This window comes from Tolypothrix sp. VBCCA 56010 (assembly GCF_050875635.1).
Classification (GTDB): Bacteria; Cyanobacteriota; Cyanobacteriia; order Cyanobacteriales; family Nostocaceae; genus Hassallia.
Map to the genome: position 1 here is coordinate 15,852 of NZ_JBPAOH010000019.1, position 22,342 is coordinate 38,193.

Here is a 22,342-nt window from a genome sequence, read left to right on the forward strand (position 1 = left end):
AGACATCCCGAAAGCCGGACGCAAACGCCGTTCCGTCAACTTAAGCGATGACGGTCTATTAGTTTCCACCCCCACTGAGAATAGCTTAGAAAACATTCAAAACTAAAATCAGAGATACTCAATAAATCTCTAAAAAGCAAATATGTAGCAATCTAAAAAGCTCATAGCTAACAGAAGTTTTTGACTTGGCAGTTATCGTCAAAGAAGCGATAAACATCAACTATGAAACGTGAAACCCTAGCAGAATTAGTTGCTCGTACTGTAATTGAGTTTGAGAAACGCGAGGCACTGCTACAAAAACAACAAGAGTCGGTACAACAGCAACAACAGAACAAACCTAAGCCCCGCAAGTCCAAAGCTGCCTAGCCTAATATAAATGCAGTAATTTGACCGCAGTAACTTTGTTGCCATCTACCGTTATTTTTCTTATGCACCCTTTAAGTAAAGCTTGTTTATCTTGCGGTTCTAAACTTTGCCAATACCTCTGATTTGAAAATGCGACAACAATCCGTTCTTTGGCAATTAGGTATTGTTTAGAAGTGTCACTTGTGGTAGCGATCGCATCCGCAATCTGCTTTAGAATATCTTCTTTCGCTTTTTCAATCGCTGGATTTGATGGTAAAGCATCAAGGGTATTCAAAGATGCCCGCAGAATCTTAACTTCTGCGGGTTCTTCTGTCACTTGAACTTCTTGCTCTACTAGTGCTGCTAACCTTTCAGCTTCCCGTACCAGCCATTCGATGACTTGCTTTTCTAGTTCATCATTAGAAATCATCCGCTTGTTGTCGCAAGCTCCAGTCCGGTAAAAACTGCATTGGTAATGATGGCGAATTAATCCGGTGCGTTTTACCAATTTCTTCGATTGGCGACTGTAAGCAGCCCCACAATGAGCGCATTTAACTAAATTAGCAAATACGTTGGTATATTTCTGCTCGTTTGCCCAGCGATTATTGCGATTTTCTCGAATCATCGCTTTTACCCGCTCGTGTTCCTCACGGGTAATAATAATTTCATCGTGAGTTTCCCAGGCAACTTCCCACTCATCAAAGGGCTTGCGATGCCCTCCGCTATACTGGACTGTATCATATGCCGTTCCCCCTGCATAGATGGGATTCACCAATTGCGATCGCAAACCAGAAACTGACCATTTCAATCCGGTGTGCGGATAACGCAGATTTAGTCCAGAGCCACGAGTTTTATTAATATTTTCAATCCCTATTTCTTCTACTCCAAGTACATTATTTCTGTTATTTTTTGATTTGGAAACTGCCTGAGCCTGAATCCCAAAAATATCATGCAATTGTCTGACAGTCTCTGACACTGTACCCGCACTAAAAAAAATATCAAACACAAATCGCGCCAATTGGGAAACATTCATTTCTGACTTACTCGCAATTAAGCAAACGCACGGACTGTTATCTTTGACGTACTTCTGTCCATCTGTTATATACCCTAATGGCGCGTTCCAATGTGGCTTTTTATTCGCCTTGCGAGTTTCGCGTTCCTTTTTTACCCGCATCGCTAACATTTTCACCTCATACTTCGCTGCTGCTAACCGCACATCAATTGTTAGTTCTCCACCAATACTCGACATTTCAAACGGCTCATCAATTGCTGTCGGTTGAATACCCTTTTTCTTTAAAGCATCCATCAACCGATAAAACATTATTGATGACGACGTTAAACGGTCGATGCGGATAAATAACAACTTTGAGACTTTACCAAATGCGTTAGCGTCCACATCCTCAATCAACTGCAAAAGACCTTTGCGCTTATCGCTAGTACGACTCTCGACATCGTAATATATTTTCGTGGCTCCAGCACTCCGCAAACGACGCATCTGTTTAATTAACGCCCCTTCATCCTCCGCTTGTTCTTCAGTCGATACCCTCGCATAAGCCCAAACTTCCATATACCGCACCTCACAGCAATATATAGATTTTACCTGATAGTGAGCGCATTGGTTCTTTGCTGTTCACCGAACCCGTAGACTTGCTCATCGGTAACTCCTACGGTAAGTACCTGTGGCGCGATTGCAAAGTTCCCCTGGTTCGCATCGGCTATCCCATCATGGATCGTCACCACATGCACCGTTACGCCACCGTCGGTTATCAAGGCGTAATCAACTTGCTCAACTGGGTTGTTAACACCGTGTTCGAGGACATCGATCACAACACCAACATTCCTTCCAAGACCGATATTTCTTACGACTTAATTCGTTAGAAATTTCATCTTCGCCTGCCACAAAAGGAAAAGGAGTAAGGTGACTGGGTAGTGGGTAGTGGGAGCGTGGTTAGTGGATAAATGTTGATTGTTAACCGTCAACGAACAAATAACAATTAACAACTAACCACTATCCACTAACAACCCCCCAGCACCTACTTTTACTTTTTCCTTTTAGCTGTTTCATGAGGTTTCTATTATGAAATCTATAACTCCCGCTCACGAACACAATCACACTCACACTCATCCCCACCCTAATTTACGTCCACCCAAATATAAGAAACCCGGCTCATTTGATATTCTATCTCCTTTGCGCCGGATGGTGGATAACGCCCAACTTAAAAATGCTCGCATCGCTCATCTAATCTGCACAATCATTCCTTGCTGTTGCCCATTTGAGCGAAGCATAAACTTATTTGGACGGATTTTACATATCCCCCCACTGTGCAAACTTAATCCCTTATACGATGAGTTTGTCGGATTGCGTTTCCGTGCCTTAGCTTATCTTACTGATGTATGTGGCGAAGATGTCACAAAATATATTTGTTAATCATTAGTTAGGAGTTAGGAGTTAGTAGTTAGGAGTTAAGAGTTAGTTGTTTTTGACAACTAACAAACAACAACTAACAAACAACAACGCTCCACCCAACAATTAACTACTTACAACTTCCATCCAGCGCGAGGAATGAAATGAAAATTACCCAAGGCAAAATTAACGAGCTGCTCAGTGAAACCGGATGCGAACATAATAGCCAGAAACATGGAGAAAAGAAAAATAAATCTTGCACGCAACAAGCACAACCAGGAGCAGCTCAAGGGGGATGCGCTTTTGATGGTGCAATGATTGCCCTAGTGCCAATTACTGATGCTGCTCATTTAGTCCACGGTCCGATCGCCTGCGCTGGTAATTCTTGGGGAAGTCGTGGTAGTCTTTCTAGTGGTCCTCAGCTTTACAAAATGGGTTTCACCACCGATTTAACCGAAAATGATGTCATCTTCGGTGGCGAAAAGAAGCTCTACAAAGCCATTTTGGAATTGCAACAACGCTACAACCCGACAGCGATATTTGTTTATACTACTTGTGTCCCCGCTTTAACTGGCGATGATATCGATGCAGTTTGCAAAGCTGCGGCTGATAAAATAGGAAAGCCTGTTGTCCCCGTAGTTTCCCCAGGATTTATTGGTAGCAAAAATCTCGGTAATCGCTTTGGCGGTGAAGCTTTATTAGAATACGTTGTTGGTACTCGCGAACCTGAGTATACCACACCCTATGACATTAATCTTATCGGTGAGTACAACATCGCCGGGGAAATGTGGCCAGTTCTGAAATTATTTGAAAAACTCGGCATCCGCGTTTTGTCAAAAATCACCGGTGATGCTCGTTACGATGAAGTTTGTCACGCTCACCGCGCCAAACTGAATGTAATGATTTGCTCGAAAGCGTTGCTCAACATGGCGAGAAAGATGGAAGAGCGCTACGGCATTCCTTACATTGAAGAGTCTTTCTACGGTGTAGATGACATGAACCGCTGTCTGCGGAATGTTGCCGCTAAGTTAGGCGATCGCGACTTACAAGAACGCACCGAAAAGCTAATCGCTGAAGAAACTGCCGCTTTAGATTTAGCACTAGCTCCTTACCGCGCTCGACTCAAAGGCAAGCGAGTTGTCCTTTATACCGGAGGCGTAAAGAGTTGGTCGATTATCTCCGCAGCTAAAGACTTAGGGATAGAAGTTGTTGCTACCAGTACTAGAAAGAGTACGGAAGAAGACAAAGCCCGAATCAGAAAGTTGATCGGTACGGATGGCATCATGATGGAAAAGGGCAACGCTAAAGAACTGCTAAAACTAGTTAAAGATACGAAAGCTGATATGTTGATTGCGGGTGGTCGCAATCAATACACCGCTCTGAAAGCGCGGATTCCTTTCTTAGATATTAACCAAGAACGCCATCATCCTTACGCTGCTTATGTGGGGATGGTTGAGATGGCAAGAGAACTGTATGAGGCTCTCTACAGCCCAGTGTGGGAGCAAATCCGCAAACCTGCACCGTGGGATGAGGACATGGGAACACGGGGACAAGGAGGACAAGGGGGAATTTCTTCCTTGTCTTCCCCCACTCCCCCATCCTCCCCCTCTCCCACTCTCCCCCTCTCTGACTTGGCTTTATTGGAGGATAGCTAATGGCACTGGTTACTGTTCCTAACAAATCACTGACAGTTAATCCCCTGAAGCAAAGTCAAGCTTTGGGTGCGTCTTTAGCCTTTTTGGGCTTAAAGGGGACAATACCTTTATTCCACGGTTCCCAAGGCTGTACTGCTTTTGCGAAAGTTGTTTTGGTGCGACATTTCCGGGAAGCGATTCCCCTTGCGACGACAGCGATGACGGAAGTTACCACTATTTTGGGTGGTGAGGAAAATGTCGAACAGGCAATTCTGACGCTGGTGGAGAAGTCAAAGCCAGAAATTATCGGTTTATGTACCACTGGGTTGACGGAAACCAGAGGAGATGACATGGAGGGTTTCCTGAAAGAAATCCGCCAACGTCATCCAGAATTGGATCGTTTGGCGATCATTTTTGCCCCGACTCCAGATTTTAAAGGTGCGCTACAAGACGGTTTTGCTGCCGCAGTTGAAAGTATAGTAACAGAAGTTCCCCAAGAAGGTAAGACCAAACCAGACCAAATTACGATTTTGGCGGGTTCTGCTTTCACACCAGGAGATATACAGGAAGTAAAAGAGATCGTCACTGCCTTTGGACTAAAGCCTATCTTTGTACCCGATCTTTCCGCTTCATTAGATGGTCACTTAGATGATTCTTATAGTGCGATAACAGGTGGTGGTACGACTCTGGCACAATTGCGAGAAATAGGTAGTTCGGCGTTTACTTTAGCGCTGGGTGAGAGTATGAGGGGTGCAGCAGAGATTTTACAACAACGGTTTGCTATACCCTACGAGTTGTTTAGTGAACTGACTGGTTTGGAACCGATGGACGAGTTTCTCCAAGCTTTGTCAGACCTTAGTGGTGTTAGTGTACCAGAAAAATATCGCCGCCAACGCCGTCAGTTACAAGATGCAATGTTGGATACGCACTTTTATTTTGGTGCGAAGCGTGTTTCTTTGGCGTTGGAACCGGATTTACTTTGGTCTATAGTGCGTTTTCTGCAATCGATGGGGACGCAAGTACATGCTGCGGTGACGACAACGCGATCGCCTTTATTAGAAAAACTCCCGGTCAAAAATGTAACTATCGGTGATTTGGAGGATTTTGAGGAATTAGCGGTAGGTTCTGATTTGCTGATGGGTAACTCGAATGTGAAAGCGATCGCAAAACGTCTTTCAATTCCTCTTTATCGTTTGGGTATTCCCATTTATGACCGCTTGGGTAATGGTCAATTTACCAAAGTTGGTTATCGAGGCACTATGCAGCTTTTGTTTGATATTGGCAATCTGTTTTTGGAGCTGGAAGAATCAAGGGTTATTGGTCATTAGACAAGGTGCATAAATCTTATTTTCTCACGCAGAGGCGCAGAGGCGCAAAGAAGACAAAATGAAAATTGCTTTCACGACTAATGATAGGGTTCATATTAATGCTCACTTTGGTTCGACGAAGGAAATTGATGTTTATGAAATCTCTGATGAGGGATATCAATTTGTCGAAACTTTGACGTTTGCGGGTGAGTTGAAAGAGGATGGGAATGAGGATAAGTTAGCACCAAAGCTTGAGGCTTTAGCTGATTGTACGATTGTTTATGTAACGGCGATCGGTGGAAGTGCAGCAGCTCGATTGATCAAGAAACATGTGACACCAATTAAAGCGCGATCGGAACAAGAAGAGATTGCTGAGGTGTTGAATAAGTTGGTGACAACTCTCAAAGGAAATCCTCCACCTTGGCTGCGTAAAGCCTTACAACAAAAAACCTCTAATTTTGAAGATGGGTTGGAAGAGGAGGCAACTGTATGACCGTAAATAATAGTGTTAATGGAACCGCTCAAAGCGATATTTTAAACGCACCTTTCCTGAAGACATTAATCAGCCAAATCCGGGGTCAAGATAGCTATGGATTTTACCGTAGTTGGTCGGATGAGTTGATTCTGAAACCTTTTGTTGTCACTAAACAAAAGAAGCGCGAAATTTCTCTTGAGGGTGAAGTCGATCCGGCAACTCAAGCCCGGATTATGGTATTTTTTCGAGCTATAGCTGCCAGTATTGAAAAAGAAACAAATCTCATTTCTCAAGTTGTGGTTGATTTGAACCATGAAGGATTTGGCTGGGTGCTAGTATTTTCTGGTCGTCTTTTGTTAGTTAAAAGAACTTTGCGAGATGCTCACCGCTTTGGCTTTGACTCTTTAGAAAAGTTGGCAGAAGAAGGAGAGCAACTAGTAGCAAAAGGTCTGGAATTAGCGAAAACTTTTCCGGAAGCTAGCAAATTGTAAGAAGTTAGGTAGAGACGTTCCGGCGGAACGTCTGTACAGGAGCAGCTCATCATTCATAACTTTTGTATAAAGGGAGATGCTTATGGCGCAAGTGGAAGAAACAAGTGTTGAGGAGCTAAAAAGTCAAATTAAACGCCTCAATAGTAAAGCAGGTCAAATGAAAATGGATCTGCACGATTTAGCTGAGGGTTTACCCACAGATTACAAAACACTTATGGATGTTGCTGCGAGTACTTATGAAATATATCGTCAGTTAGATGAACTGAAACAACAAGTAAAGAAATTGGAGCAGCAAAAATGAATACCAATCTTGAACAATTCAATAAAATTGTCGATGCAGAGGAGTATTTTGAATTTTTCCAACTCCCTTACGACCAAAAATTTGTAAATGTGAATCGTTTGCATATTTTAAAAAAGTTTTCTCAATACATGAAGGAAATTGATAGCAATTCTCCTGATTTAAGTGTAGAAGATAGACTCAAGCAATATTGTGAAGCTTTGCAAAAAGCTTATCAGGTATTTGAGGAATCAACACCCCAAGAACAAAAGTTGTTCAAGGTGTTTAACGATAAGCCGAAAAATGTAGTCACGCTGACAGAAATCACGTCTGATTAGGAGGTAAAAATTGGTTAACCTGACGCCTACCGAGTTAGAACGTTACAGCCGCCAAATGATGCTCCCTAATTTTGGCGAACTGGCTCAGAAGCGCCTTAAGTCAGCGACGGTTCTGGTTACAGGTGTGGGGGGATTGGGCGGTACGGCAGCGCTTTATTTAGCAGTAGCGGGTGTCGGACGGCTAATCCTAGTCCGGGGTGGCGATCTGCGACTTGATGATATGAATCGTCAGGTTCTCATGACGGATGATTGGGTAGGTAAGCCAAGGGTATTCAAAGCACAGGAGACTTTGCAAGCCATTAATCCTGATGTCCAGATAGAAGCAGTTCATGATTATATCACCCCAGAAAATGTGGATTCGCTGGTGCAATCGGCAGATATGGCTCTCGATTGCGCTCACAATTTTACGGAGCGCAATTTGCTAAATGAAGCTTGCGTGCGCTGGCGCAAACCGATGGTGGAAGCGGCTATGGACGGTATGGAGGCTTATCTGACAACGATTATTCCTGGTGTGACTCCTTGTTTGTCTTGTCTGTTTCCCGAAAAACCTGATTGGGATCGCCGTGGTTTTTCTGTTATCGGTGCTGTTTCTGGGACATTGGCTTGTCTGACAGCACTGGAAGCTGTCAAGTTGATCACTGGGTTTAGTCAGCCTTTGTTGTCGCAATTGCTGACTATAGATTTTACCAGGATGGAATTTGCCAAGCGCCGTTCTCAGCGCGATCGCTCTTGTGCGGTGTGTGGTAACAACGCACCCTGGCGATATGTGCAGTCTCAAGATATGGAAACTACCAGTATGGGGACTAGGGATTAGGTAATGGGTAATGGGGACTAGGGACAGGGGGACAAGGGGGACAAGTAGGGGTGGGGTTCCCCCACCCTTCCCAATGCCCAATGCCCAATGCCCAATGCCCAATGCCCATTGCCCAATGCCCAATTCCCAATTCCCAATTCCCAATCCTTCCGCACCAAAGACATTTTATCAGAACAATTAATCGCAACTTATTCAGGAGATTTGATGACTGTTACTTTGACAGAAAAAGCAGAATTTCGCCTACGGTCATTTCTGGTCGGTTCTACACCCAGTAATAATGCAGTGGCGACTAAAGGTGTCCGTCTTTCTGTTAAAGATGGCGGTTGCAGTGGCTATGAGTATGCAATTGAAATCACCAGCAAACCACAACCAGATGATTTAGTGATTGAGCAAGGGGAGGTGCTGCTTTACGTTGATGCGAAAAGTGCGCCTTTATTAGAAGGTATAGTAATCGATTTCATCGACGGTGTGATGGAAAGCGGCTTTAAGTTTACCAATCCCAATGCAACTGGTAACTGCAATTGTGGCAAGTCATTTAAAGCTGGTGACTGTACGCCTAATGGTGTACCTTGCAACTAAAAAAATCAAAATTCTAAATGATAAAACCCACATCTGATAATAATTTTAGATTGGGGAGTTTGGATTTTGAATCTTAAACAACTACACAAGTAGAGAGTTTTTATATTCCACTTTTGTGGAGTCATCAAACCTAATTGTATTAAAGTCTGAGGAGAATCACGAAATGGCTAGCTACCAAGTTAGATTAATCAACAAAAAGCAAGACCTTGATACAACAATTGAAATTGACGAAGAGACTACCATTTTAGAGGGCGCAGAAGAAAATGGTATTGAGTTGCCTTTCTCTTGTCACTCAGGTGCTTGTTCTAGTTGTGTTGGCAAAGTTGTTGAAGGTGAAATAGATCAATCTGACCAATCTTTCTTGGATGATGAGCAGATGGAGAAAGGATTCGCTCTACTTTGTGTTACCTATCCACGTTCTGATTGCACGATTCGCACTCATCAAGAGCCATATCTCGTCTAAAGTGTTGATTAGTTTTTAATTTCGCCTAATGTTGAAGTCGTAGCTTTAATAAAGCTATGGCTTCTTAATTATATATATTTTTATTTTGAAATAGTTCGACTTAATTTGTAGTGAGCGCTTAACTGCTCATAATTACGACCTCTTCAGCTCTCACTACGTAATGTAAATGTTTATATTGTTGCGGGAGGGAGAGCAAGGAATTGTCACTTTCTGTAATAATCAGGACGAAATTATTTTAAAAAAACTGATATCAATGGAAGTGGTGCCAGGAACTATCATCACTTTAGAAGAGAAACTCCCCTCTTTTGTCATCAAGGTAGGAAACAGGCGCTGGCAAATAGATAAGGAAGTCGCTTGTGCTATTTATATGCGTGTTGCTAATAGTGGCTGATTATGATGTCGCGATTCGCCCTCAGGCTCGAAGCCTGGACGCCACATGCTTCAAGCCGGCGGAGCCGTCCAACGCAGTGGCTCGGCTATACGAAGAAAGTCCGCCTGCGCGGACTGAGGAAAAATTAAGGATTGCAAACCAGCCTGCGCGGACTGAAGAATAAGTGCAAGAGGGGAGTTTTAGCTATTAGGAAATAGCGGATATTTTCCACAATTGAGGAATTCGTGAACTTATGAATGGGACGACTCAGCAACGCCACTATCAAAATGTTTTACAAGTTTTTCAAGATTACTATCAGCTAACAAAGCCCCGGATTATTCCGCTGCTGTTGATTACTACGGCTGCTAGTATGGCGATCGCCTCACAGGGAAAACTAGACCCTAGATTGTTGCTACTAACGATGATTGGTGGTACTTGTGCGACTGCTAGCGCTCAGACAATCAATTGTATCTACGATAGTGATATTGATTATCAAATGGAACGCACGCGCCATAGACCGGTGCCTTCTGGTCGCGTACAGCCATTACATGCTCTCATATTTGCGATCGCTCTGGCTTGTATTTCTTTCGCGGTGCTTGCAGTATTTGTCAATCTGTTAAGTGCTTTGTTAGCGATGTCTGGCATCGCCTTCTACGTGGGCATTTACACGCATTTGCTCAAACGCCATACTCCCTACAATATCGTCATTGGCGGCGCAGCAGGTGCAATTCCAGCGTTGGTGGGTTGGGCAGCGGTGACAAATACCTTAAGCTGGACAGCATGGTTGATTTTTGCGATCGTCTTCTTATGGACACCTCCTCATTTTTGGGCATTGGCATTAATGATCCGCGATGAATATGCCAAGGTGGGTGTGCCTATGTTGCCGGTGGTTACTGATAATATTGCCACGGCGCGTCAGATTTGGGGATACACTTTGGTAGTTATCCCCAGCACGTTTTTATTAATTTATCCTCTTCACGCTTCGGGGGTAATTTATGGTGCGATCGCCTTTATTTTAGGGACAATTTTTATTATGAAAGCTTGGTCGCTGTTGCAGAATCCAGATGATAAACAATTAGCGCGATCGCTTTTTCTCTACTCGATTCTCTACATGATGTTGCTGTGCGCTGCAATGGTAGTCGATAGTCTACCCATCACCCATCATTTGATAGAGGCAATTTTAGCTTTTCGGTAATAGCTAATGGTTAAGCCCCGACGATTAAAATCGCGGCTAAACGAACAAAGTCCACCTACGTGGACTAATAGAAAATTGTGGCTTTTAAACCCGCGTAGGCGGGTTTTGTCTGTGTAGATGCGAATTTTATTCGCACTTTTCATAACCCAAGAAAGGAGTAATTATGACTAACCAAAATAGCTTTCATTTGAGCGCAACTACAAGCCAGTGGATGATAGCTAACAACTACGAACCAAAGAATTTAAATCAACAAGGTGAAAATGGCGATACGGCTTTGATGAAAGCGACCAGAGAAGGAGTTTATGCAGTAGTTGAAGAACTAATTAACGCCGGGGCTGATATTAATGCTACAAATAACGATAATAACAATGCTTTGTGGTTTGCTTGTTTTGGCAATCACTACGACTTAATTCGTTTATTGCTTGCTGCAAACATTAACATCAACAACCAAAATGATAATGGTGCAACTGTTTTGATGTACGCAGCATCAGCCGGAAAAACAGAAGTTGTCAAGCTGCTTTTAGAATATCACCCAAATCTAGAGTTGAAAAACTTAGACGACTATAAAGCTGTAGATTTCGCTAGCAATGTAGATGTTTTAAGGATTCTGAAAAATGCAAGTAAATAAGATAACCGGGAAAGCATATCATGATGCTACCAAGCATTCTTACCTATCGGTGCAAATCGATCCAAATTATGTAGATTCGTCAACTCAACCGTCGGCTTTTAAATTTTATCCAAAGTTTTATCGCCGAATAAGTCTAGACTTTCTCAACAATTCTATCCATTCTTTTCTCTGGTTAACGAGTGCGATTACTTTGGAAAAGACGTATAAAAATACTGTCGATAAACTGCGAGTGAATCCATCAGCAGGTGCTTTATATCCTACTGAGGTTTACGTGCAGATTCGCGGAATACAAGGAATAGTCGATGGAATCTATCATATAGAAGTTGAGAATAATTGTCTAGTACTTATCTATGAATTAATTGATGATGGATTAGAGGGTTATATTTTACCGAATAATCGTATCATCGGATTCATTTTTTTAATTAGTTGTGTTTATTATAGGTCTAGTTGGAAATATAAAGACAGGAGCATCAGGTATTGCTGGTTAGATAGCGGACACCATTTGGGTGCGATCGCTGCTTCAGCTTTTCTTCACGATAGAGATATACAACTAGTTTTCGATTTTGATAAACTCGCTCTCAATGCAGATTTAGGATTTGAGAACAAAGAGTTTATTACTGCTTGTGTAACTTCGGGAGAAGTTCAAGATAAGAAGGTTCGACGCTTAAGGCTGAAAGTCCCTTTTGTTTGTGGAACTGATTATTTTGAACAGAATCTATTCATTGAGTCAGCTTATAAAGAAACAGCTTTGCAAAAAAGTTGTCAGCAAGAAATCAAGCATCCTCAATTTAGCTTTGACAAGGATAGATTTTCTCAAGCTGTTTGGAACAGACGCTCAATTAGGCGTTTTGAAAAACAGTTTATTTCCCAGGAACTTTATTTTAGTATTTTGCAGGAAATTAGGCAAGCAATACCAACAAAAAGTTTTGAAGAAATCGAAATTTACGCAGTTGTCCATCGAGTCGAGGGAATCAAAGCAGGGTTATACAAAGGAACGCATTTAGTCAAGGAGGGTAACTTTAGTGAGAAAACAGGTTACTTGTGCGTTAATCAAGCGATCGCTTCATATGGTGCAGTAACTTGGTTTTTTGTTTCCAACTATACAAATTATCAAACTGCCATGCAAATTGCCGGATTTTTAGGACAAAGGCTGTATCTAGCAAGTAATTATTGGGGAATTCATTGTAGTGGAATTGGTGCTTATTATGACGATGAAACTCAGGAATTTTTAGAGACAGATAAAGATGTCCTTTACGCAATGGCAATTGGCATATAACTGGACAAAATAAAGAGGCAAAACTATGACAAACTATTTCTGGCAAAATGAAGATTCACGTCCAATGCAACCGACATCGGCAGATATTATACTGCGCCAGCAACTAGAGTATTCTATTAGCAAGTACTTTTATGAAGATTGCGATCGCTGTATTCAAAAATTATTATCCAGTTGTCGCTGGTATGTCACAACCCACGCTAATGCTTTGACTTTGGTAATTGAATGTCCAGACCAAGTTACTAACTGGCGTGTATTACAAAAAATTGTGCCAATGGCGACATTGCTACATAAAATTGTCAGCAGTGCTAAAATTCGCGTTTGTCCCCCAGAAAGCCAGGGAATGCCTTTTGAAATGAGGGTAGATGAATTATCAGTTTACAAAGATTGGGCTTAATACGATTTTGGTTTTTGGATTTTAGATTTTGGATTAATAGTTTTTCCTATTACCCATTACCCATTCCTCAATCATTGCGGTGACTTCTGACAAAACAAAATCAGCAGAATGTTTGACAGCAGGACTTAATTCTAGTCCGAAGCCAAGATTTTCCGCTTCAATTAGGTAAACTGTCACCAATGAGGGAAAGTCATCTTTAAAGATTTTCCTACCAGCAGCTAAAGCATTATCCCAACGAAAATCGTGCAAGTTGTAACTGGGTTCCGGTAAAGTTTCCAATTCTTTTCCGGGAACTTTAAACACTGCACCGGGTTCGGAATTCGTTGAACTTGCATCAATAATTATTAATTGTTTGCTACCTCGTGCTTGAAACATCACTTCCATCCCAGCGGTGCCACAGTCATAAATTTGGATATTAGGATGAGGATGTTCGGTAAGATATTGCTGTAGGCGTTGGGCGATTATTACGCCTACCGCATCGTCGCTGCGGTTGAGATTACCGCAACCAATGATGGTTATTTGTTCTTTGTCATTTGTCATTAGAAGGGAAAGACTTGCGCCAAAAAGCCTATAGTCTATTTCGGACTCGAATTAATGCTCAATCAGTTTCTTTAAGATAAATATGCACGCTTTATAGCAGCATTATCGGGGTACAAGAATTATTAAATACTCTTGGCAAAGTCGTATTTGCCTCCACGCTCAAGCGCACGTTTGTAAGCAGGTCGCGCATGAATACGAGCAAGAAATTCCTCCAGCTTCGGTCTGCTCTCGACATCAGGAGCGACTATGCCGAGCAATTCCAGGGGAAAGCTCATTTGGATATCGGCAGCGGTGAATTCCTCGCCCACAAACCACGTACTTTTATGGAGTTCGCCTTCGATGTAGTCAAAGTGAAGCTTGATCTGAGGCGCTATGAATGCGTCCATCGCCTTGCTGTCCCCTATTCCAAAACGCTCAAAGATGAGTCTGAGTAGCAGCGGCGGCATTGCAGAGCCTTCAGCGTAGTGCAGCCAATAGGTGTAGCGCAGACGCTCCGGTGTACCGGGTGCTGGGATTAGCCGACCCTTGCCGTAGCGATCCATTATATATTCGATGATGGCACCCGACTCGGCGATCGTCTCTTCTGCATCTGTGATTACTGGTGACTTGCCGAGTGGGTGGACATTCAGCAGCGATGTCGGTGCCAGCATCGTCTCCGTATCGCGTTCGTAGCGCTTGATTTCGTATTCTATACCTAATTCTTCAAGTAGCCATAGCACGCGCTGCGATCGCGAGTTGTTGAGATGATGGACAACGATCATAAAACGTTCCTTCTACAAAGCAAATGTTACTATCCAACCGAGGTCAATTTTCAACTAATTTCGCGCTCTGCTCCATCCCTCTACAGGGTGGGATACAAGTACCTCGGTCAAAATCCCGTCGATGCCAGCGCTCTTACCCGGTTCCCAAGCGCTTGCTGAGAATGCTTCCATTGTTAATTGCCATAACATTTTAAATAATCTGCCAATACCCAACCTTCATAGTGTTGTAGCGATGAAAGTCAGTCTTGAAATTGTGTAAGCTATTTCCTCATTTACTCGTTCCTAGCCAGAAGCGCAGGAACGAGTAATGAAGCAGTTTAGCTGGAAATTTCTACATCATATTTTTTAGCAATTTGAGAGAGTTTCTCAAACTGCTGTTGTGATGCTTGAGTTAATATTGCTTCCGCCTTTTCTTGTTCGCTACCTTCTTTAGGAATTAAATACCTAATATAAAGTGAAACAAAATCGACTATAGCCGCTACACCTGACAAAGCGTGTTTATCAGCTTGCTTTCCGGCGATCGCTCCTGCTAAACCAGTTCTAATTGGGTCTGGTTTAACTTTCATAAATTGATCCACAAGTTGATAAATATAGTCTCCTGTGGGTAATTTATCTAACTTACTTCTATCTGGAGTAAGCTTATATCCCGCTTCTTTTGCTTGCTCTAGGACACACCATTCTGTAAACTCTTGCAGTGCTTCTTCGGGAAGATGAGAAAGATGGTTGTGTAATGCTAATTCAGTCACAAGAATACCCGTGTAAATTTCAATGTTTTCTCGTTTTTTTGTTCTCAGTCAGAGACTGAGAACGATCGCCTACGCAGTACGAAAACGCGCCAATTCTTCGCCTGTTTTCGCATCGTGAGCGTGAACGGTGCAAACTAAGCAAGAATCAAACGATCGCGCGACATGTCCCACTTCCACCGGATCGGTAGGATCGAAAATCGGTGTTCCTACCAAAGCTTCTTCAATCGGTCCCTTGATTCCTTCACCGTCGCGGGGTCCAATATTCCAGGTGCTGGGAGCCATGATTTGATAATTCTTAATCTTGCCTCCTTCAATATCGACCCAGTGACACAGCGCTCCCCGTGAGGCTTCGGTTGCACCCCAACCGCGTCCGTCTTTTTCTTGGGGTTTGATGTACCAAAGGTCATTTAACTTAAATTCGCGCAAACAGTGTTCGGCTTGGCGATATAACTTGACAATTTCGTGAACTCGTGCTAGCTGACGTAGATGGATGCTCGCACCGCCCATGTACTTGAATGCATCTAAAATGAATCCGTCATGGTGTTGCCAAGATTCGCCATGTTCGCCACCGGCGACTAACTGACGCGCCAGGGGTCCTGCTTCCAAGCGTCCAAATTGTGCGTGGCTAACAGCACTAGACCAAGAATAAGCGTTGTCAAAGTCTTTAGTATTTTTTTGGCTTGGTTTGGTCGTGCGATCGAAGGGGTGAACGTCTGCTGTCCCTTCATCATACCAGGAACGAATTGTATTTTCGCGGGTAAAGCTTTGATCCATCAAAACATGAGTATCGGTGAAGCTGTTATACACGCCACTCTTCATAATTGTGGCAGCATTTCGCCCTTCAATAGTCGGTTTTTGGTATCTATCTTCGTGAGGTAAATATCCCCAAGTGACATATTTACCAACACCAACACCATACTTATCTAAACCGATTTCTAAACCCATTCGCCAATAAAAACCTAAGTCAGAATTTGCATGATTTGGATTTTCATCTAGCCACGCCATGAAGTCATCATAAGTCTTAATTTGTTCGTAGCGTTCTAAAGAACAACCTAACCAAACTGGTTCTAACCAATTAGTGCGGAAATATTCCAAAATTGACCAGGCGCGGGTAACATCTGTTAAGGTAGGGGCGCACATTACGCCACCAGGAACCATGTAACTAGAATGAGGCCATTGTCCGCCAAATAAAGCGTAAATTTCTACAGGTTTGCTAGAAATTGTGATGCCTATTTCATAAGATTTACCTGTGAAAGCGGCAAAGCGTCTGCAAGCTTCTTCATAATAGCGGCTACTTTGATACTTTTTATTGGTCAAATCGATAGCAAATAGACCGTAAAAGTAGCGCGGTATGCTTTGAATTGTTTCGACAATTTGACCTAAGTTTCTCGCCAAAATAGCGTTGCGGGGAACTTCTGTTCCCCAAGCTGTATCTAACGCCCAAGCTGCGGAGGTAAGGTGAGAAGCACCGCAAATACCACAGACGCGAGGTGTAACAATTAATCCGGCTTGGGGGTCTTTGCCGCGTAGAATAACTTCAAATCCGCGAAAGAGTTCGGCATGAGTCCAGGCATTTACTACCTGTCCATCATCGATTTCTACGCGCACATCTAAATCGCCTTCAACTCTACCGACTGGGGAAATATCTAATGTTTTGATTGTCATTTTTCTGGGTAATTGGTAATTGAGTAATGGGCATTGGGCATAGGGCAATGGGCATTGGGCAATGGGAATAAAAAGAAGCTAGACATACTTCACTTGAATTCCATACCCTATGCCCCATGCCCATTGCCCCATTCCCTAAACTGTAAAAAAGTCTTCTTCTGCCCAAGCTGGGATTGAATCTTTTGCCACCATTGTTAACAAGGCGTAGTCTTTTTTATTGACTCCTGTGGGCAAGTCTTTGGGAACTCCCATGACGGTTTGGGTTTTAAATACGGTTCCCGGTTTGAGGTCGTGGAAGGGAAATTCTGGTTCTGTACAACCTATACAAGGCATTCCAGCACGGGTTTTGGATGAGACGCGATTCCATAAAATGCGGTTGCAGGATGAATGTGTCATCGGACCGCGACAGCCTAAGTCATAAAATAAGCATCCTTTACGCTGACCAAATTCGGCGGTTGATGCTTTGTAAGCAAAATGGACGTTGCGAGTACAGCCTGTTTGGGTAAAACTCTTGAAGAAGGTTTCCGGACGATGCAGTTCATCTAAGCTGATGTCAGCGATTCTGCCTGTGGCGATCGCTACTAATATCTGCGTTATCCAATCGGGATGCGCGGGACATCCAGGAATGTTGATAACGGGTAATCCAGATAATGAATGGAAGTCTTTGCCTAAAAAGCCGCCTTTTTGACGTTTGAGAAATTGCAATCCTTGAGATTCGCTGGGGTTGGGTGCCATTGCGGGTATTCCTCCCCAGGTGGCGCAGTCTCCTACCGCTACGACGAAGTTAGCGACTTTGGATAAGTCGTTTAACCAGTCTTTCATCGGGCGATCGGCAAACCGATTCCAATCGCCGCTGCCGTTGGGGGCGTTGATGACGCTGCCTTCAAATACAAGTATGTCTAGAGGAATTTTGCCGGAAATGCAATCCCACAGCATATTCTGCAAGTTTGTACCTAATTCCAGCCCCAAGGATGGATGCCAAAGTATGTTGATGCCAAAGTCGGCAATTAAATCGCAAGCTGTGGGATCTTCGGCGTTGAGAAATGACATGGTGTTGCCCGAACAAGCACCACCTTGCAGCCATAGTAAGTTAGTCATCTCTGTTGTTTATCATGCCTAATTTAAGTGACGACGTTTGTCAGGTCAAGCTGTTTTTCAACCTCTATTTTTTAATCTTAGGTAGTTTTTGCTTGGTTTGTATATGATTAAATAAGATTTTCATTTTTGTATTAACTAAATACAATTCGCAATTTTTAAAAGGTTCTCGCTCGAACAGAATTTTTATTTAAATAGTAATAGTATAGAAAACGCACTTATCAGTAGTCCAGATTTAAATTTGAGAAAAAGCTTGATAAACATGGCTTTTAAATTCATTGAACGAGTTTAAATGTAATGCAAATATACAAAATATAAGTTAATATATCTGAAAAAGTTAGGAAAATAGGCAGAATGATTAAAGCTGATAAATTAATTAATATTTGGTTTATTTGACAATCACCAAAGGCAAGAGATTAAGATATATTTAAAATGTTTGAAATCAACGTAAATATTTGCGGTTTTACTCTATGCTTCTAATCAATAGAGTCTATACCAACAAAAAATTGACTAATTGAATTGAAGGAGAATTCATTTTAGTTAAAAGAAGACTTGGTAATTGAAATTGCGGTTTCCCCTAAGCCTAGTGGGGATCTTCGCGTTTTAAAAAGAGTGGTGAGGTAGTGTTCGGGAACAGCTTTGAATATCAGGGAACAACACTCCTGTTTCGGTTTGTATAACCCTTGATTGGACGCTTTGTAACAAATGCGTCTCCGAGTCTTGCGGGCGTTGAAAAATTCAATTCCCAAACCGATGACAAAAGAGTGGTGATGACCCCTAGTATTACAGATTCAGCTGTGAAAGCGGCGATCGCGGCGATCGCATCGGAATCAGCAACGACAGAAGAAAAAATCGAAATGCTGATTCTTATGGCGCAATCCTTTGTGCAACAGCCCAAAACAGCCCAAGATTTGCGGAATGCGGTTGGGTTGTATTATCGGGCGTATGAATTGTGCGCTGATGATTATCCTCTCCTCAAAGCCCGCGCTAAAGCGGGAATGGCACTTGGCTTACAGACAATTCCGGATGTAGGGTCACAATTGCTACTCCAAGCGAAAGCAGGTTATGAAGAAGCGCTGCCAATTTTGCAACAATTTGCCTCACCTGAGGAAGTAGCAGAAGTGCAGATGAACTTGGGGTTGGTATTGCAGTCGTTGGTGCCATTTAATTTGGCGCGGACGACAGATAGCATCCAAGCTTATCACGAGGCTTTGCGGGTATTTACCTGGCAAGATTACCCACAAGAATATGCGATTTTATACAATAATATAGCGATCGCTTACCTTTCTATGCCATTAGCATCAGAAAGAGAATACTTGCGTCAAGGCTTGGCTGTGCAGTCATTTGAGGTTGCATTGAAGCACATTAAGCTGATTGACCACCCCAGAGAATATGCGATGTTGCAGAATAACTTAGGCAACGCATTGCAATATTTAGCGAGTTCGCATCCACTAGAGAATATTTTACGAGCGATCGCTGCTTATGACGAGGCATTAAAAGTGCGATCTGCTAAAGATACACCCTTAGAATACGCCAACACAATTTCTAACAAAGCTAATGCCTTATTTAACTTACCAGATGACCCAGAAAAAGCAGAAGCCGGGAATTATAAAAATCTGTTGCGAGTTCGTGATTACTATCAAGAAGCTAGGGAAATATTTCACCAGCATGAACAGATAGAACAAGCAGAAATTGTCGCTCAAGCTTTGCAAGAAGTAGAAATAGAAATAAATAGTTATGAGTTATGAGTTAGAAGTTAGAAGTTAATTTATACTCATCACTTTCTGAATGAGGAATAAACAGAATGATAGATTTGTTGTCCAGCTTGGTGTCTGGTGATATTAACCTAATTACATCATTAATATGGCTAGCAATAGCAGCCGGCTTATCTATAGTTGGGGGTGCGATTGGCGGCGTACTTTTAGCTGGCAAAGATTTAGGTTATGAATTAGCCGCGATGACTGGTGGATTACTAGGACCCGCTGGTGTGATTCCAGCCATATTTTTCGGATTAGTTGTACTAAATTTATTGAAAAATTAATCGGAGGAATAATGTTTGTACTAGGGTGGTATTCTATTAAGTTATTTTTCAAAGGAAAACTAATACGCGATACAGCATATTTTATCAAGCAAACTTCAATAGGTTTAATTATCGGTTTGCTGTTATTGCTATCAACTGCACAACTTGAATTTCCTTTATGGCTATCAATAGTTACCTCTAGCTTATTTACTGGCGCAATCATGCCATTTTTACTGAAAGATTTTAAGATGAAGTGAGTTTTTAATTATTGGTTGTTAGTTGTTAGTTATTGACTAATATCCACTATCTACTAACAACTATCTCCCATCCAGCATCCACTATCTACTAACAACTATCCACTAACCACTAACTACTATCCAATAAATAATGACCAAGCTTGAGGAATTAATTCAAGAAATCAATCGCTTTGAGGCAATTGTAGCTGAGTGGGATGAAAGCCAGCGCTGTGTAGTAGTCGGGCTAAAAAGAGCGATTGAAGCTTTACATAAAGTAGCTTTAATGCGGTTGATTAAAAGCTTAAAAAAAGAAGAATCAATTTCCGCTTTACGTGAGGCAGTAGATGATGAAGTAGTATACGGAGTACTGCTGTATCACGAACTCGTAAAACCGCCAAAACCGCCTTTATCACAACGCATTCAAACAGCCATTGATGAAGTTCGTCCTAGCTTAAAAAGTCATAACGGTGATGTGGAATTAGTAGCAATTAAATTACCAGATACAGTTGAAGTCAGGTTCATCGGAACTTGCAGTCATTGTCCGTCTTCAACTTTGACTTTATCTCAGGGAATTGAACAAGCTATTAAAAAATATTGTCCAGAAATTACCAAAGTTATCGCCGTCGATAATAAATTTCTTGTTCATAGTGCTAATAATTTAACCAGTCCATTTTCTCAAAATAGAAATCCTCCTTGGGTTAAGCTAACAACTGTTGATAAAGTTCCTGAATCTGGTGTTTTAGCAGTTAATTTTGCTGGTAATTCGCTGATTTTACATCGTCAATGTGTTAAGATAAACTGTTACAAAAATGCTTGCGCTCACTTAGCTTTTCCTTTAGATGAGGGTACAATTGAAAATAATATTCTCACCTGTCCCTCTCACGGATTTCAGTACAGGTTAGATACAGGAGAATGTTTAACAGCACCTGATGTTTCTCTACAGTCTTATCCTGTAAAGATTAAAGGTGATAAAGTTTTTGTGCAACTGCTATTGAAAATATAAAATTGATGCATAGCCCAATTAAAATTACTCCTACATCAAAATTGAAGCGAGAAGCAACAGAAATTGTCCAAAGATTACCTCTTTGTTTTCATGGTGCAAAAGTAATTTTAGGTAATAGTATTGAATCAGAAAGATTAGTGATACCTTTAGTACCTAGTGCTAGAGAAATGTTTGCGCCGCGTGGTGCATGTTTGCTATCTGAAACTGGTTCTTTGTGGGTGTCAGATACGGGACATCATCGCTTATTAGGATGGCGAAATTTACCCACCAGAGACAATCAACCTGCTGATTGGGTAATTGGACAACCTGACTTTAATCATGAGGGACAAAATGCTAAAACTACACCAGGAAGGGCAACTTTAAGTGTCCCAACAGGGATTTGTGCTTGTGGGGAAGGTTTAGCAGTAGCGGATGCTTGGAATCACCGCGTTTTAATTTGGAAAAAGTTACCGGAAGATAATAATGTTCCGGCAGATTTGGTGTTAGGTCAAGCTAATTTTAACGACAACAAACCGAATCGGGGAAAGCAAGAAGCCGCCGCAAATACTTTAAATTGGTGTTATGGTGTTTGCTATTATCAAGGGAGATTGTTTGTTGCTGATACGGGAAATCGTCGGGTTTTAATTTGGAATGAATTACCGTCAGAAAATGGTCAACCAGCGGATTTAGTGTTGGGACAACCAGACATGCGATCGCGTAACGAAAATGGTGGCGCTAGTCCTTCAGCATCGAGTATGCGTTGGTGTCATGATATCACCATTTGGGGAGATAATTTAGTTGTCACTGATGCGGGTAATAACCGGGTGATGATTTGGCAAGGAATCCCAACAGAAAATAATACTCCTTGTGCGGTGGTGTTAGGACAAAAAAGCTTTGATTTAGTCGAAATAAATCAGGGTGTTTATTTTCCTAGCGCTAGTAGTTTAAGTATGCCTTATGGTGTGGCAGCTAGTGGTGATTGGTTGTTAGTTGCGGATACTGCTAATTCTCGGTTGTTGGGATGGAAAAAGCCAGAATCAATTATATCTTTGCCAGGTGCTGTTGCGGATGCGATAGCTGGACAAATAGATTTTCAAAGTAAAGGTGAAAATCGCGATTTTGCATTGCCAAAGCGAGATAGTTTGAATTGGTGTTATGGAATAAAAGTATGTGGCAATATTGCGGTAATAGCTGATTCGGGAAATAATAGAGTTTTAATTTGGAAAATGGAAGTATAGATATTATCTCACGCAGAGGCGCAGAGGAGCCAGTGCGTTGCGCGGGTTCCCCGCGTTGTAGCAACTGGC

General features: G+C 42.2%; 29 protein-coding genes and 1 pseudogene. 23 read left to right on the forward strand and 7 right to left on the reverse strand.

From position 1 onward, the window contains the following. The first annotated feature begins 222 nt into the window (after nt 1-222). Nucleotides 223-366, forward strand: a complete 144-nt coding sequence (locus AABK37_RS09145) for a hypothetical protein (protein WP_432551263.1) — start codon at nt 223-225, stop codon at nt 364-366. Nucleotide 367: 1 nt separating this feature from the next. On the opposite strand, the gene xisF is transcribed toward AABK37_RS09145, so the two are convergent. Further along, complete coding sequence (gene xisF, locus AABK37_RS09150; protein WP_432551264.1) at nt 368-1,912, reverse strand: fdxN element excision recombinase XisF; 1,545 nt, start codon at nt 1,910-1,912, stop codon at nt 368-370. A gap of 35 nt (nt 1,913-1,947) precedes the next feature. Here xisF and AABK37_RS09155 point away from each other — a divergent pair. From AABK37_RS09155 to AABK37_RS09235, 17 genes and pseudogenes are all read left to right on the forward strand, one after another. Then, nucleotides 1,948-2,223: pseudogene (locus tag AABK37_RS09155) on the forward strand (nitrogenase component 1); the annotation flags it as partial. Between the two features lie 199 nt (nt 2,224-2,422). Next, nucleotides 2,423-2,773 (forward strand): Mo-dependent nitrogenase C-terminal domain-containing protein, encoded by a 351-nt coding sequence (locus AABK37_RS09160; RefSeq protein WP_432551265.1) that lies wholly within the window; start codon nt 2,423-2,425, stop codon nt 2,771-2,773. Between the two features lie 140 nt (nt 2,774-2,913). Further along, on the forward strand, nt 2,914-4,404 hold the full coding sequence (gene nifE, locus AABK37_RS09165) for a nitrogenase iron-molybdenum cofactor biosynthesis protein NifE (RefSeq protein WP_432551266.1): 1,491 nt from the start codon (nt 2,914-2,916) through the stop codon (nt 4,402-4,404). Further along, nucleotides 4,404-5,711, forward strand: a complete 1,308-nt coding sequence (gene nifN, locus AABK37_RS09170) for a nitrogenase iron-molybdenum cofactor biosynthesis protein NifN (protein ID WP_432551267.1) — start codon at nt 4,404-4,406, stop codon at nt 5,709-5,711. Before nifE ends, nifN begins: the two co-directional genes overlap by 1 nt. Nucleotides 5,712-5,769: 58 nt before the next feature. Then, nucleotides 5,770-6,183, forward strand: coding sequence for a nitrogen fixation protein NifX (nifX, locus tag AABK37_RS09175; protein ID WP_432551268.1), 414 nt, complete (start codon nt 5,770-5,772; stop codon nt 6,181-6,183). Beyond that, complete coding sequence (locus tag AABK37_RS09180) at nt 6,180-6,656, forward strand: NifX-associated nitrogen fixation protein (RefSeq protein ID WP_089129458.1); 477 nt, start codon at nt 6,180-6,182, stop codon at nt 6,654-6,656. Before nifX ends, AABK37_RS09180 begins: the two co-directional genes overlap by 4 nt. Before the next feature lie 82 nt (nt 6,657-6,738). Next, a complete protein-coding gene (locus tag AABK37_RS09185) occupies nt 6,739-6,957 on the forward strand; it encodes a CCE_0567 family metalloprotein (protein ID WP_432551269.1) in 219 nt (72 codons plus the stop codon). Beyond that, nucleotides 6,954-7,271 (forward strand): nitrogenase-stabilizing/protective protein NifW, encoded by a 318-nt coding sequence (nifW, locus tag AABK37_RS09190; RefSeq protein ID WP_039753369.1) that lies wholly within the window; start codon nt 6,954-6,956, stop codon nt 7,269-7,271. Before AABK37_RS09185 ends, nifW begins: the two co-directional genes overlap by 4 nt. Nucleotides 7,272-7,281: 10 nt before the next feature. After that, complete coding sequence (locus tag AABK37_RS09195; RefSeq protein WP_039753366.1) at nt 7,282-8,085, forward strand: HesA/MoeB/ThiF family protein; 804 nt, start codon at nt 7,282-7,284, stop codon at nt 8,083-8,085. A gap of 10 nt (nt 8,086-8,095) precedes the next feature. Then, nucleotides 8,096-8,266, forward strand: a complete 171-nt coding sequence (locus AABK37_RS09200) for a hypothetical protein (RefSeq protein ID WP_432551270.1) — start codon at nt 8,096-8,098, stop codon at nt 8,264-8,266. Nucleotides 8,267-8,289: 23 nt separating this feature from the next. Continuing rightward, nucleotides 8,290-8,664, forward strand: a complete 375-nt coding sequence (locus tag AABK37_RS09205) for a HesB/IscA family protein (protein ID WP_432551326.1) — start codon at nt 8,290-8,292, stop codon at nt 8,662-8,664. A 163-nt stretch (nt 8,665-8,827) separates the two neighbouring features. Beyond that, nucleotides 8,828-9,127, forward strand: a complete 300-nt coding sequence (locus tag AABK37_RS09210; protein WP_089129461.1) for a 2Fe-2S iron-sulfur cluster-binding protein — start codon at nt 8,828-8,830, stop codon at nt 9,125-9,127. Nucleotides 9,128-9,293: 166 nt separating this feature from the next. Next, nucleotides 9,294-9,518 carry a FeoA family protein gene (locus AABK37_RS09215; protein WP_432551271.1) on the forward strand — a complete coding sequence of 75 codons (225 nt, stop codon included), beginning with the start codon at nt 9,294-9,296 and terminating at the stop codon, nt 9,516-9,518. Nucleotides 9,519-9,750: 232 nt separating this feature from the next. Next, nucleotides 9,751-10,692, forward strand: coding sequence for a heme o synthase (locus tag AABK37_RS09220; protein ID WP_432551272.1), 942 nt, complete (start codon nt 9,751-9,753; stop codon nt 10,690-10,692). A 163-nt stretch (nt 10,693-10,855) separates the two neighbouring features. Then, the gene (locus tag AABK37_RS09225) at nt 10,856-11,320 is read left to right on the forward strand and encodes an ankyrin repeat domain-containing protein (RefSeq protein WP_432551273.1); all 465 of its coding nucleotides are present in this window, start codon (nt 10,856-10,858) and stop codon (nt 11,318-11,320) included. Further along, complete coding sequence (locus AABK37_RS09230) at nt 11,307-12,596, forward strand: nitroreductase family protein (RefSeq protein ID WP_432551274.1); 1,290 nt, start codon at nt 11,307-11,309, stop codon at nt 12,594-12,596. Before AABK37_RS09225 ends, AABK37_RS09230 begins: the two co-directional genes overlap by 14 nt. A 25-nt stretch (nt 12,597-12,621) precedes the next feature. After that, nucleotides 12,622-12,990, forward strand: a complete 369-nt coding sequence (locus tag AABK37_RS09235) for a hypothetical protein (RefSeq protein WP_432551275.1) — start codon at nt 12,622-12,624, stop codon at nt 12,988-12,990. Nucleotides 12,991-13,023: 33 nt separating this feature from the next. On the opposite strand, the gene AABK37_RS09240 is transcribed toward AABK37_RS09235, so the two are convergent. The 6 genes from AABK37_RS09240 to AABK37_RS09265 all read right to left on the reverse strand — a co-directional run bounded on the left by AABK37_RS09240 (nt 13,024) and on the right by AABK37_RS09265 (nt 17,800). After that, the gene (locus AABK37_RS09240) at nt 13,024-13,530 is read right to left on the reverse strand and encodes a hydrogenase maturation protease (RefSeq protein ID WP_432551276.1); all 507 of its coding nucleotides are present in this window, start codon (nt 13,528-13,530) and stop codon (nt 13,024-13,026) included. Nucleotides 13,531-13,652: 122 nt separating this feature from the next. Then, the gene (locus AABK37_RS09245; RefSeq protein ID WP_432551277.1) at nt 13,653-14,291 is read right to left on the reverse strand and encodes a glutathione S-transferase family protein; all 639 of its coding nucleotides are present in this window, start codon (nt 14,289-14,291) and stop codon (nt 13,653-13,655) included. A gap of 317 nt (nt 14,292-14,608) precedes the next feature. After that, complete coding sequence (locus tag AABK37_RS09250; RefSeq protein ID WP_432551278.1) at nt 14,609-15,037, reverse strand: hypothetical protein; 429 nt, start codon at nt 15,035-15,037, stop codon at nt 14,609-14,611. A gap of 69 nt (nt 15,038-15,106) precedes the next feature. Then, a complete protein-coding gene (locus AABK37_RS09255; protein ID WP_432551279.1) occupies nt 15,107-16,702 on the reverse strand; it encodes a nickel-dependent hydrogenase large subunit in 1,596 nt (531 codons plus the stop codon). Further along, nucleotides 16,665-16,820 carry a hypothetical protein gene (locus AABK37_RS09260; protein ID WP_432551280.1) on the reverse strand — a complete coding sequence of 52 codons (156 nt, stop codon included), beginning with the start codon at nt 16,818-16,820 and terminating at the stop codon, nt 16,665-16,667. The genes AABK37_RS09255 and AABK37_RS09260 overlap by 38 nt, the downstream gene beginning before the upstream one ends. 17 nt (nt 16,821-16,837) lie before the next feature. Beyond that, complete coding sequence (locus AABK37_RS09265; RefSeq protein WP_432551281.1) at nt 16,838-17,800, reverse strand: hydrogenase; 963 nt, start codon at nt 17,798-17,800, stop codon at nt 16,838-16,840. Nucleotides 17,801-18,567: 767 nt separating this feature from the next. On the opposite strand from AABK37_RS09265, the gene AABK37_RS09270 reads away from it, so the two are divergent. The 5 genes from AABK37_RS09270 (at nt 18,568) to AABK37_RS09290 (ending at nt 22,273) form a co-directional block, all read left to right on the forward strand. Next, nucleotides 18,568-19,545 (forward strand): hypothetical protein, encoded by a 978-nt coding sequence (locus AABK37_RS09270; protein ID WP_432551282.1) that lies wholly within the window; start codon nt 18,568-18,570, stop codon nt 19,543-19,545. A gap of 56 nt (nt 19,546-19,601) precedes the next feature. After that, nucleotides 19,602-19,838 carry a hypothetical protein gene (locus tag AABK37_RS09275; protein ID WP_432551283.1) on the forward strand — a complete coding sequence of 79 codons (237 nt, stop codon included), beginning with the start codon at nt 19,602-19,604 and terminating at the stop codon, nt 19,836-19,838. 11 nt (nt 19,839-19,849) lie between these two features. Then, a complete protein-coding gene (locus AABK37_RS09280; RefSeq protein WP_039753344.1) occupies nt 19,850-20,074 on the forward strand; it encodes a hypothetical protein in 225 nt (74 codons plus the stop codon). A 130-nt stretch (nt 20,075-20,204) separates the two neighbouring features. Then, nucleotides 20,205-21,056: a NifU family protein gene (locus tag AABK37_RS09285; RefSeq protein WP_432551284.1), complete on the forward strand. Its 852-nt coding sequence runs from the start codon at nt 20,205-20,207 to the stop codon at nt 21,054-21,056. 5 nt (nt 21,057-21,061) lie between these two features. Then, complete coding sequence (locus tag AABK37_RS09290; protein ID WP_432551285.1) at nt 21,062-22,273, forward strand: hypothetical protein; 1,212 nt, start codon at nt 21,062-21,064, stop codon at nt 22,271-22,273. Nucleotides 22,274-22,342 lie beyond the last annotated feature (69 nt).

Excerpts from the sequence above, each read along its gene's own strand:
- AABK37_RS09145 (WP_432551263.1), top strand. The coding sequence starts at position 223 with ATGAAACGTGAAACCCTAGCAGAATTAGTTGCTCGTACTGTAATTGAG.
- xisF (WP_432551264.1), bottom strand. The coding sequence starts at position 1,912 with ATGGAAGTTTGGGCTTATGCGAGGGTATCGACTGAAGAACAAGCGGAG.
- AABK37_RS09160 (WP_432551265.1), top strand. The coding sequence starts at position 2,423 with ATGAAATCTATAACTCCCGCTCACGAACACAATCACACTCACACTCAT.
- nifE (WP_432551266.1), top strand. The coding sequence starts at position 2,914 with ATGAAAATTACCCAAGGCAAAATTAACGAGCTGCTCAGTGAAACCGGA.
- nifN (WP_432551267.1), top strand. The coding sequence starts at position 4,404 with ATGGCACTGGTTACTGTTCCTAACAAATCACTGACAGTTAATCCCCTG.
- nifX (WP_432551268.1), top strand. The coding sequence starts at position 5,770 with ATGAAAATTGCTTTCACGACTAATGATAGGGTTCATATTAATGCTCAC.
- AABK37_RS09180 (WP_089129458.1), top strand. The coding sequence starts at position 6,180 with ATGACCGTAAATAATAGTGTTAATGGAACCGCTCAAAGCGATATTTTA.
- AABK37_RS09185 (WP_432551269.1), top strand. The coding sequence starts at position 6,739 with ATGGCGCAAGTGGAAGAAACAAGTGTTGAGGAGCTAAAAAGTCAAATT.
- nifW (WP_039753369.1), top strand. The coding sequence starts at position 6,954 with ATGAATACCAATCTTGAACAATTCAATAAAATTGTCGATGCAGAGGAG.
- AABK37_RS09200 (WP_432551270.1), top strand. The coding sequence starts at position 8,096 with ATGGGGACTAGGGACAGGGGGACAAGGGGGACAAGTAGGGGTGGGGTT.
- AABK37_RS09205 (WP_432551326.1), top strand. The coding sequence starts at position 8,290 with ATGACTGTTACTTTGACAGAAAAAGCAGAATTTCGCCTACGGTCATTT.
- AABK37_RS09210 (WP_089129461.1), top strand. The coding sequence starts at position 8,828 with ATGGCTAGCTACCAAGTTAGATTAATCAACAAAAAGCAAGACCTTGAT.
- AABK37_RS09215 (WP_432551271.1), top strand. The coding sequence starts at position 9,294 with ATGTTTATATTGTTGCGGGAGGGAGAGCAAGGAATTGTCACTTTCTGT.
- AABK37_RS09220 (WP_432551272.1), top strand. The coding sequence starts at position 9,751 with ATGAATGGGACGACTCAGCAACGCCACTATCAAAATGTTTTACAAGTT.
- AABK37_RS09225 (WP_432551273.1), top strand. The coding sequence starts at position 10,856 with ATGACTAACCAAAATAGCTTTCATTTGAGCGCAACTACAAGCCAGTGG.
- AABK37_RS09230 (WP_432551274.1), top strand. The coding sequence starts at position 11,307 with ATGCAAGTAAATAAGATAACCGGGAAAGCATATCATGATGCTACCAAG.
- AABK37_RS09235 (WP_432551275.1), top strand. The coding sequence starts at position 12,622 with ATGACAAACTATTTCTGGCAAAATGAAGATTCACGTCCAATGCAACCG.
- AABK37_RS09240 (WP_432551276.1), bottom strand. The coding sequence starts at position 13,530 with ATGACAAATGACAAAGAACAAATAACCATCATTGGTTGCGGTAATCTC.
- AABK37_RS09245 (WP_432551277.1), bottom strand. The coding sequence starts at position 14,291 with ATGATCGTTGTCCATCATCTCAACAACTCGCGATCGCAGCGCGTGCTA.
- AABK37_RS09255 (WP_432551279.1), bottom strand. The coding sequence starts at position 16,702 with ATGACAATCAAAACATTAGATATTTCCCCAGTCGGTAGAGTTGAAGGC.
- AABK37_RS09260 (WP_432551280.1), bottom strand. The coding sequence starts at position 16,820 with ATGGGGCATAGGGTATGGAATTCAAGTGAAGTATGTCTAGCTTCTTTT.
- AABK37_RS09265 (WP_432551281.1), bottom strand. The coding sequence starts at position 17,800 with ATGACTAACTTACTATGGCTGCAAGGTGGTGCTTGTTCGGGCAACACC.
- AABK37_RS09270 (WP_432551282.1), top strand. The coding sequence starts at position 18,568 with ATGACCCCTAGTATTACAGATTCAGCTGTGAAAGCGGCGATCGCGGCG.
- AABK37_RS09275 (WP_432551283.1), top strand. The coding sequence starts at position 19,602 with ATGATAGATTTGTTGTCCAGCTTGGTGTCTGGTGATATTAACCTAATT.
- AABK37_RS09280 (WP_039753344.1), top strand. The coding sequence starts at position 19,850 with ATGTTTGTACTAGGGTGGTATTCTATTAAGTTATTTTTCAAAGGAAAA.
- AABK37_RS09285 (WP_432551284.1), top strand. The coding sequence starts at position 20,205 with ATGACCAAGCTTGAGGAATTAATTCAAGAAATCAATCGCTTTGAGGCA.
- AABK37_RS09290 (WP_432551285.1), top strand. The coding sequence starts at position 21,062 with ATGCATAGCCCAATTAAAATTACTCCTACATCAAAATTGAAGCGAGAA.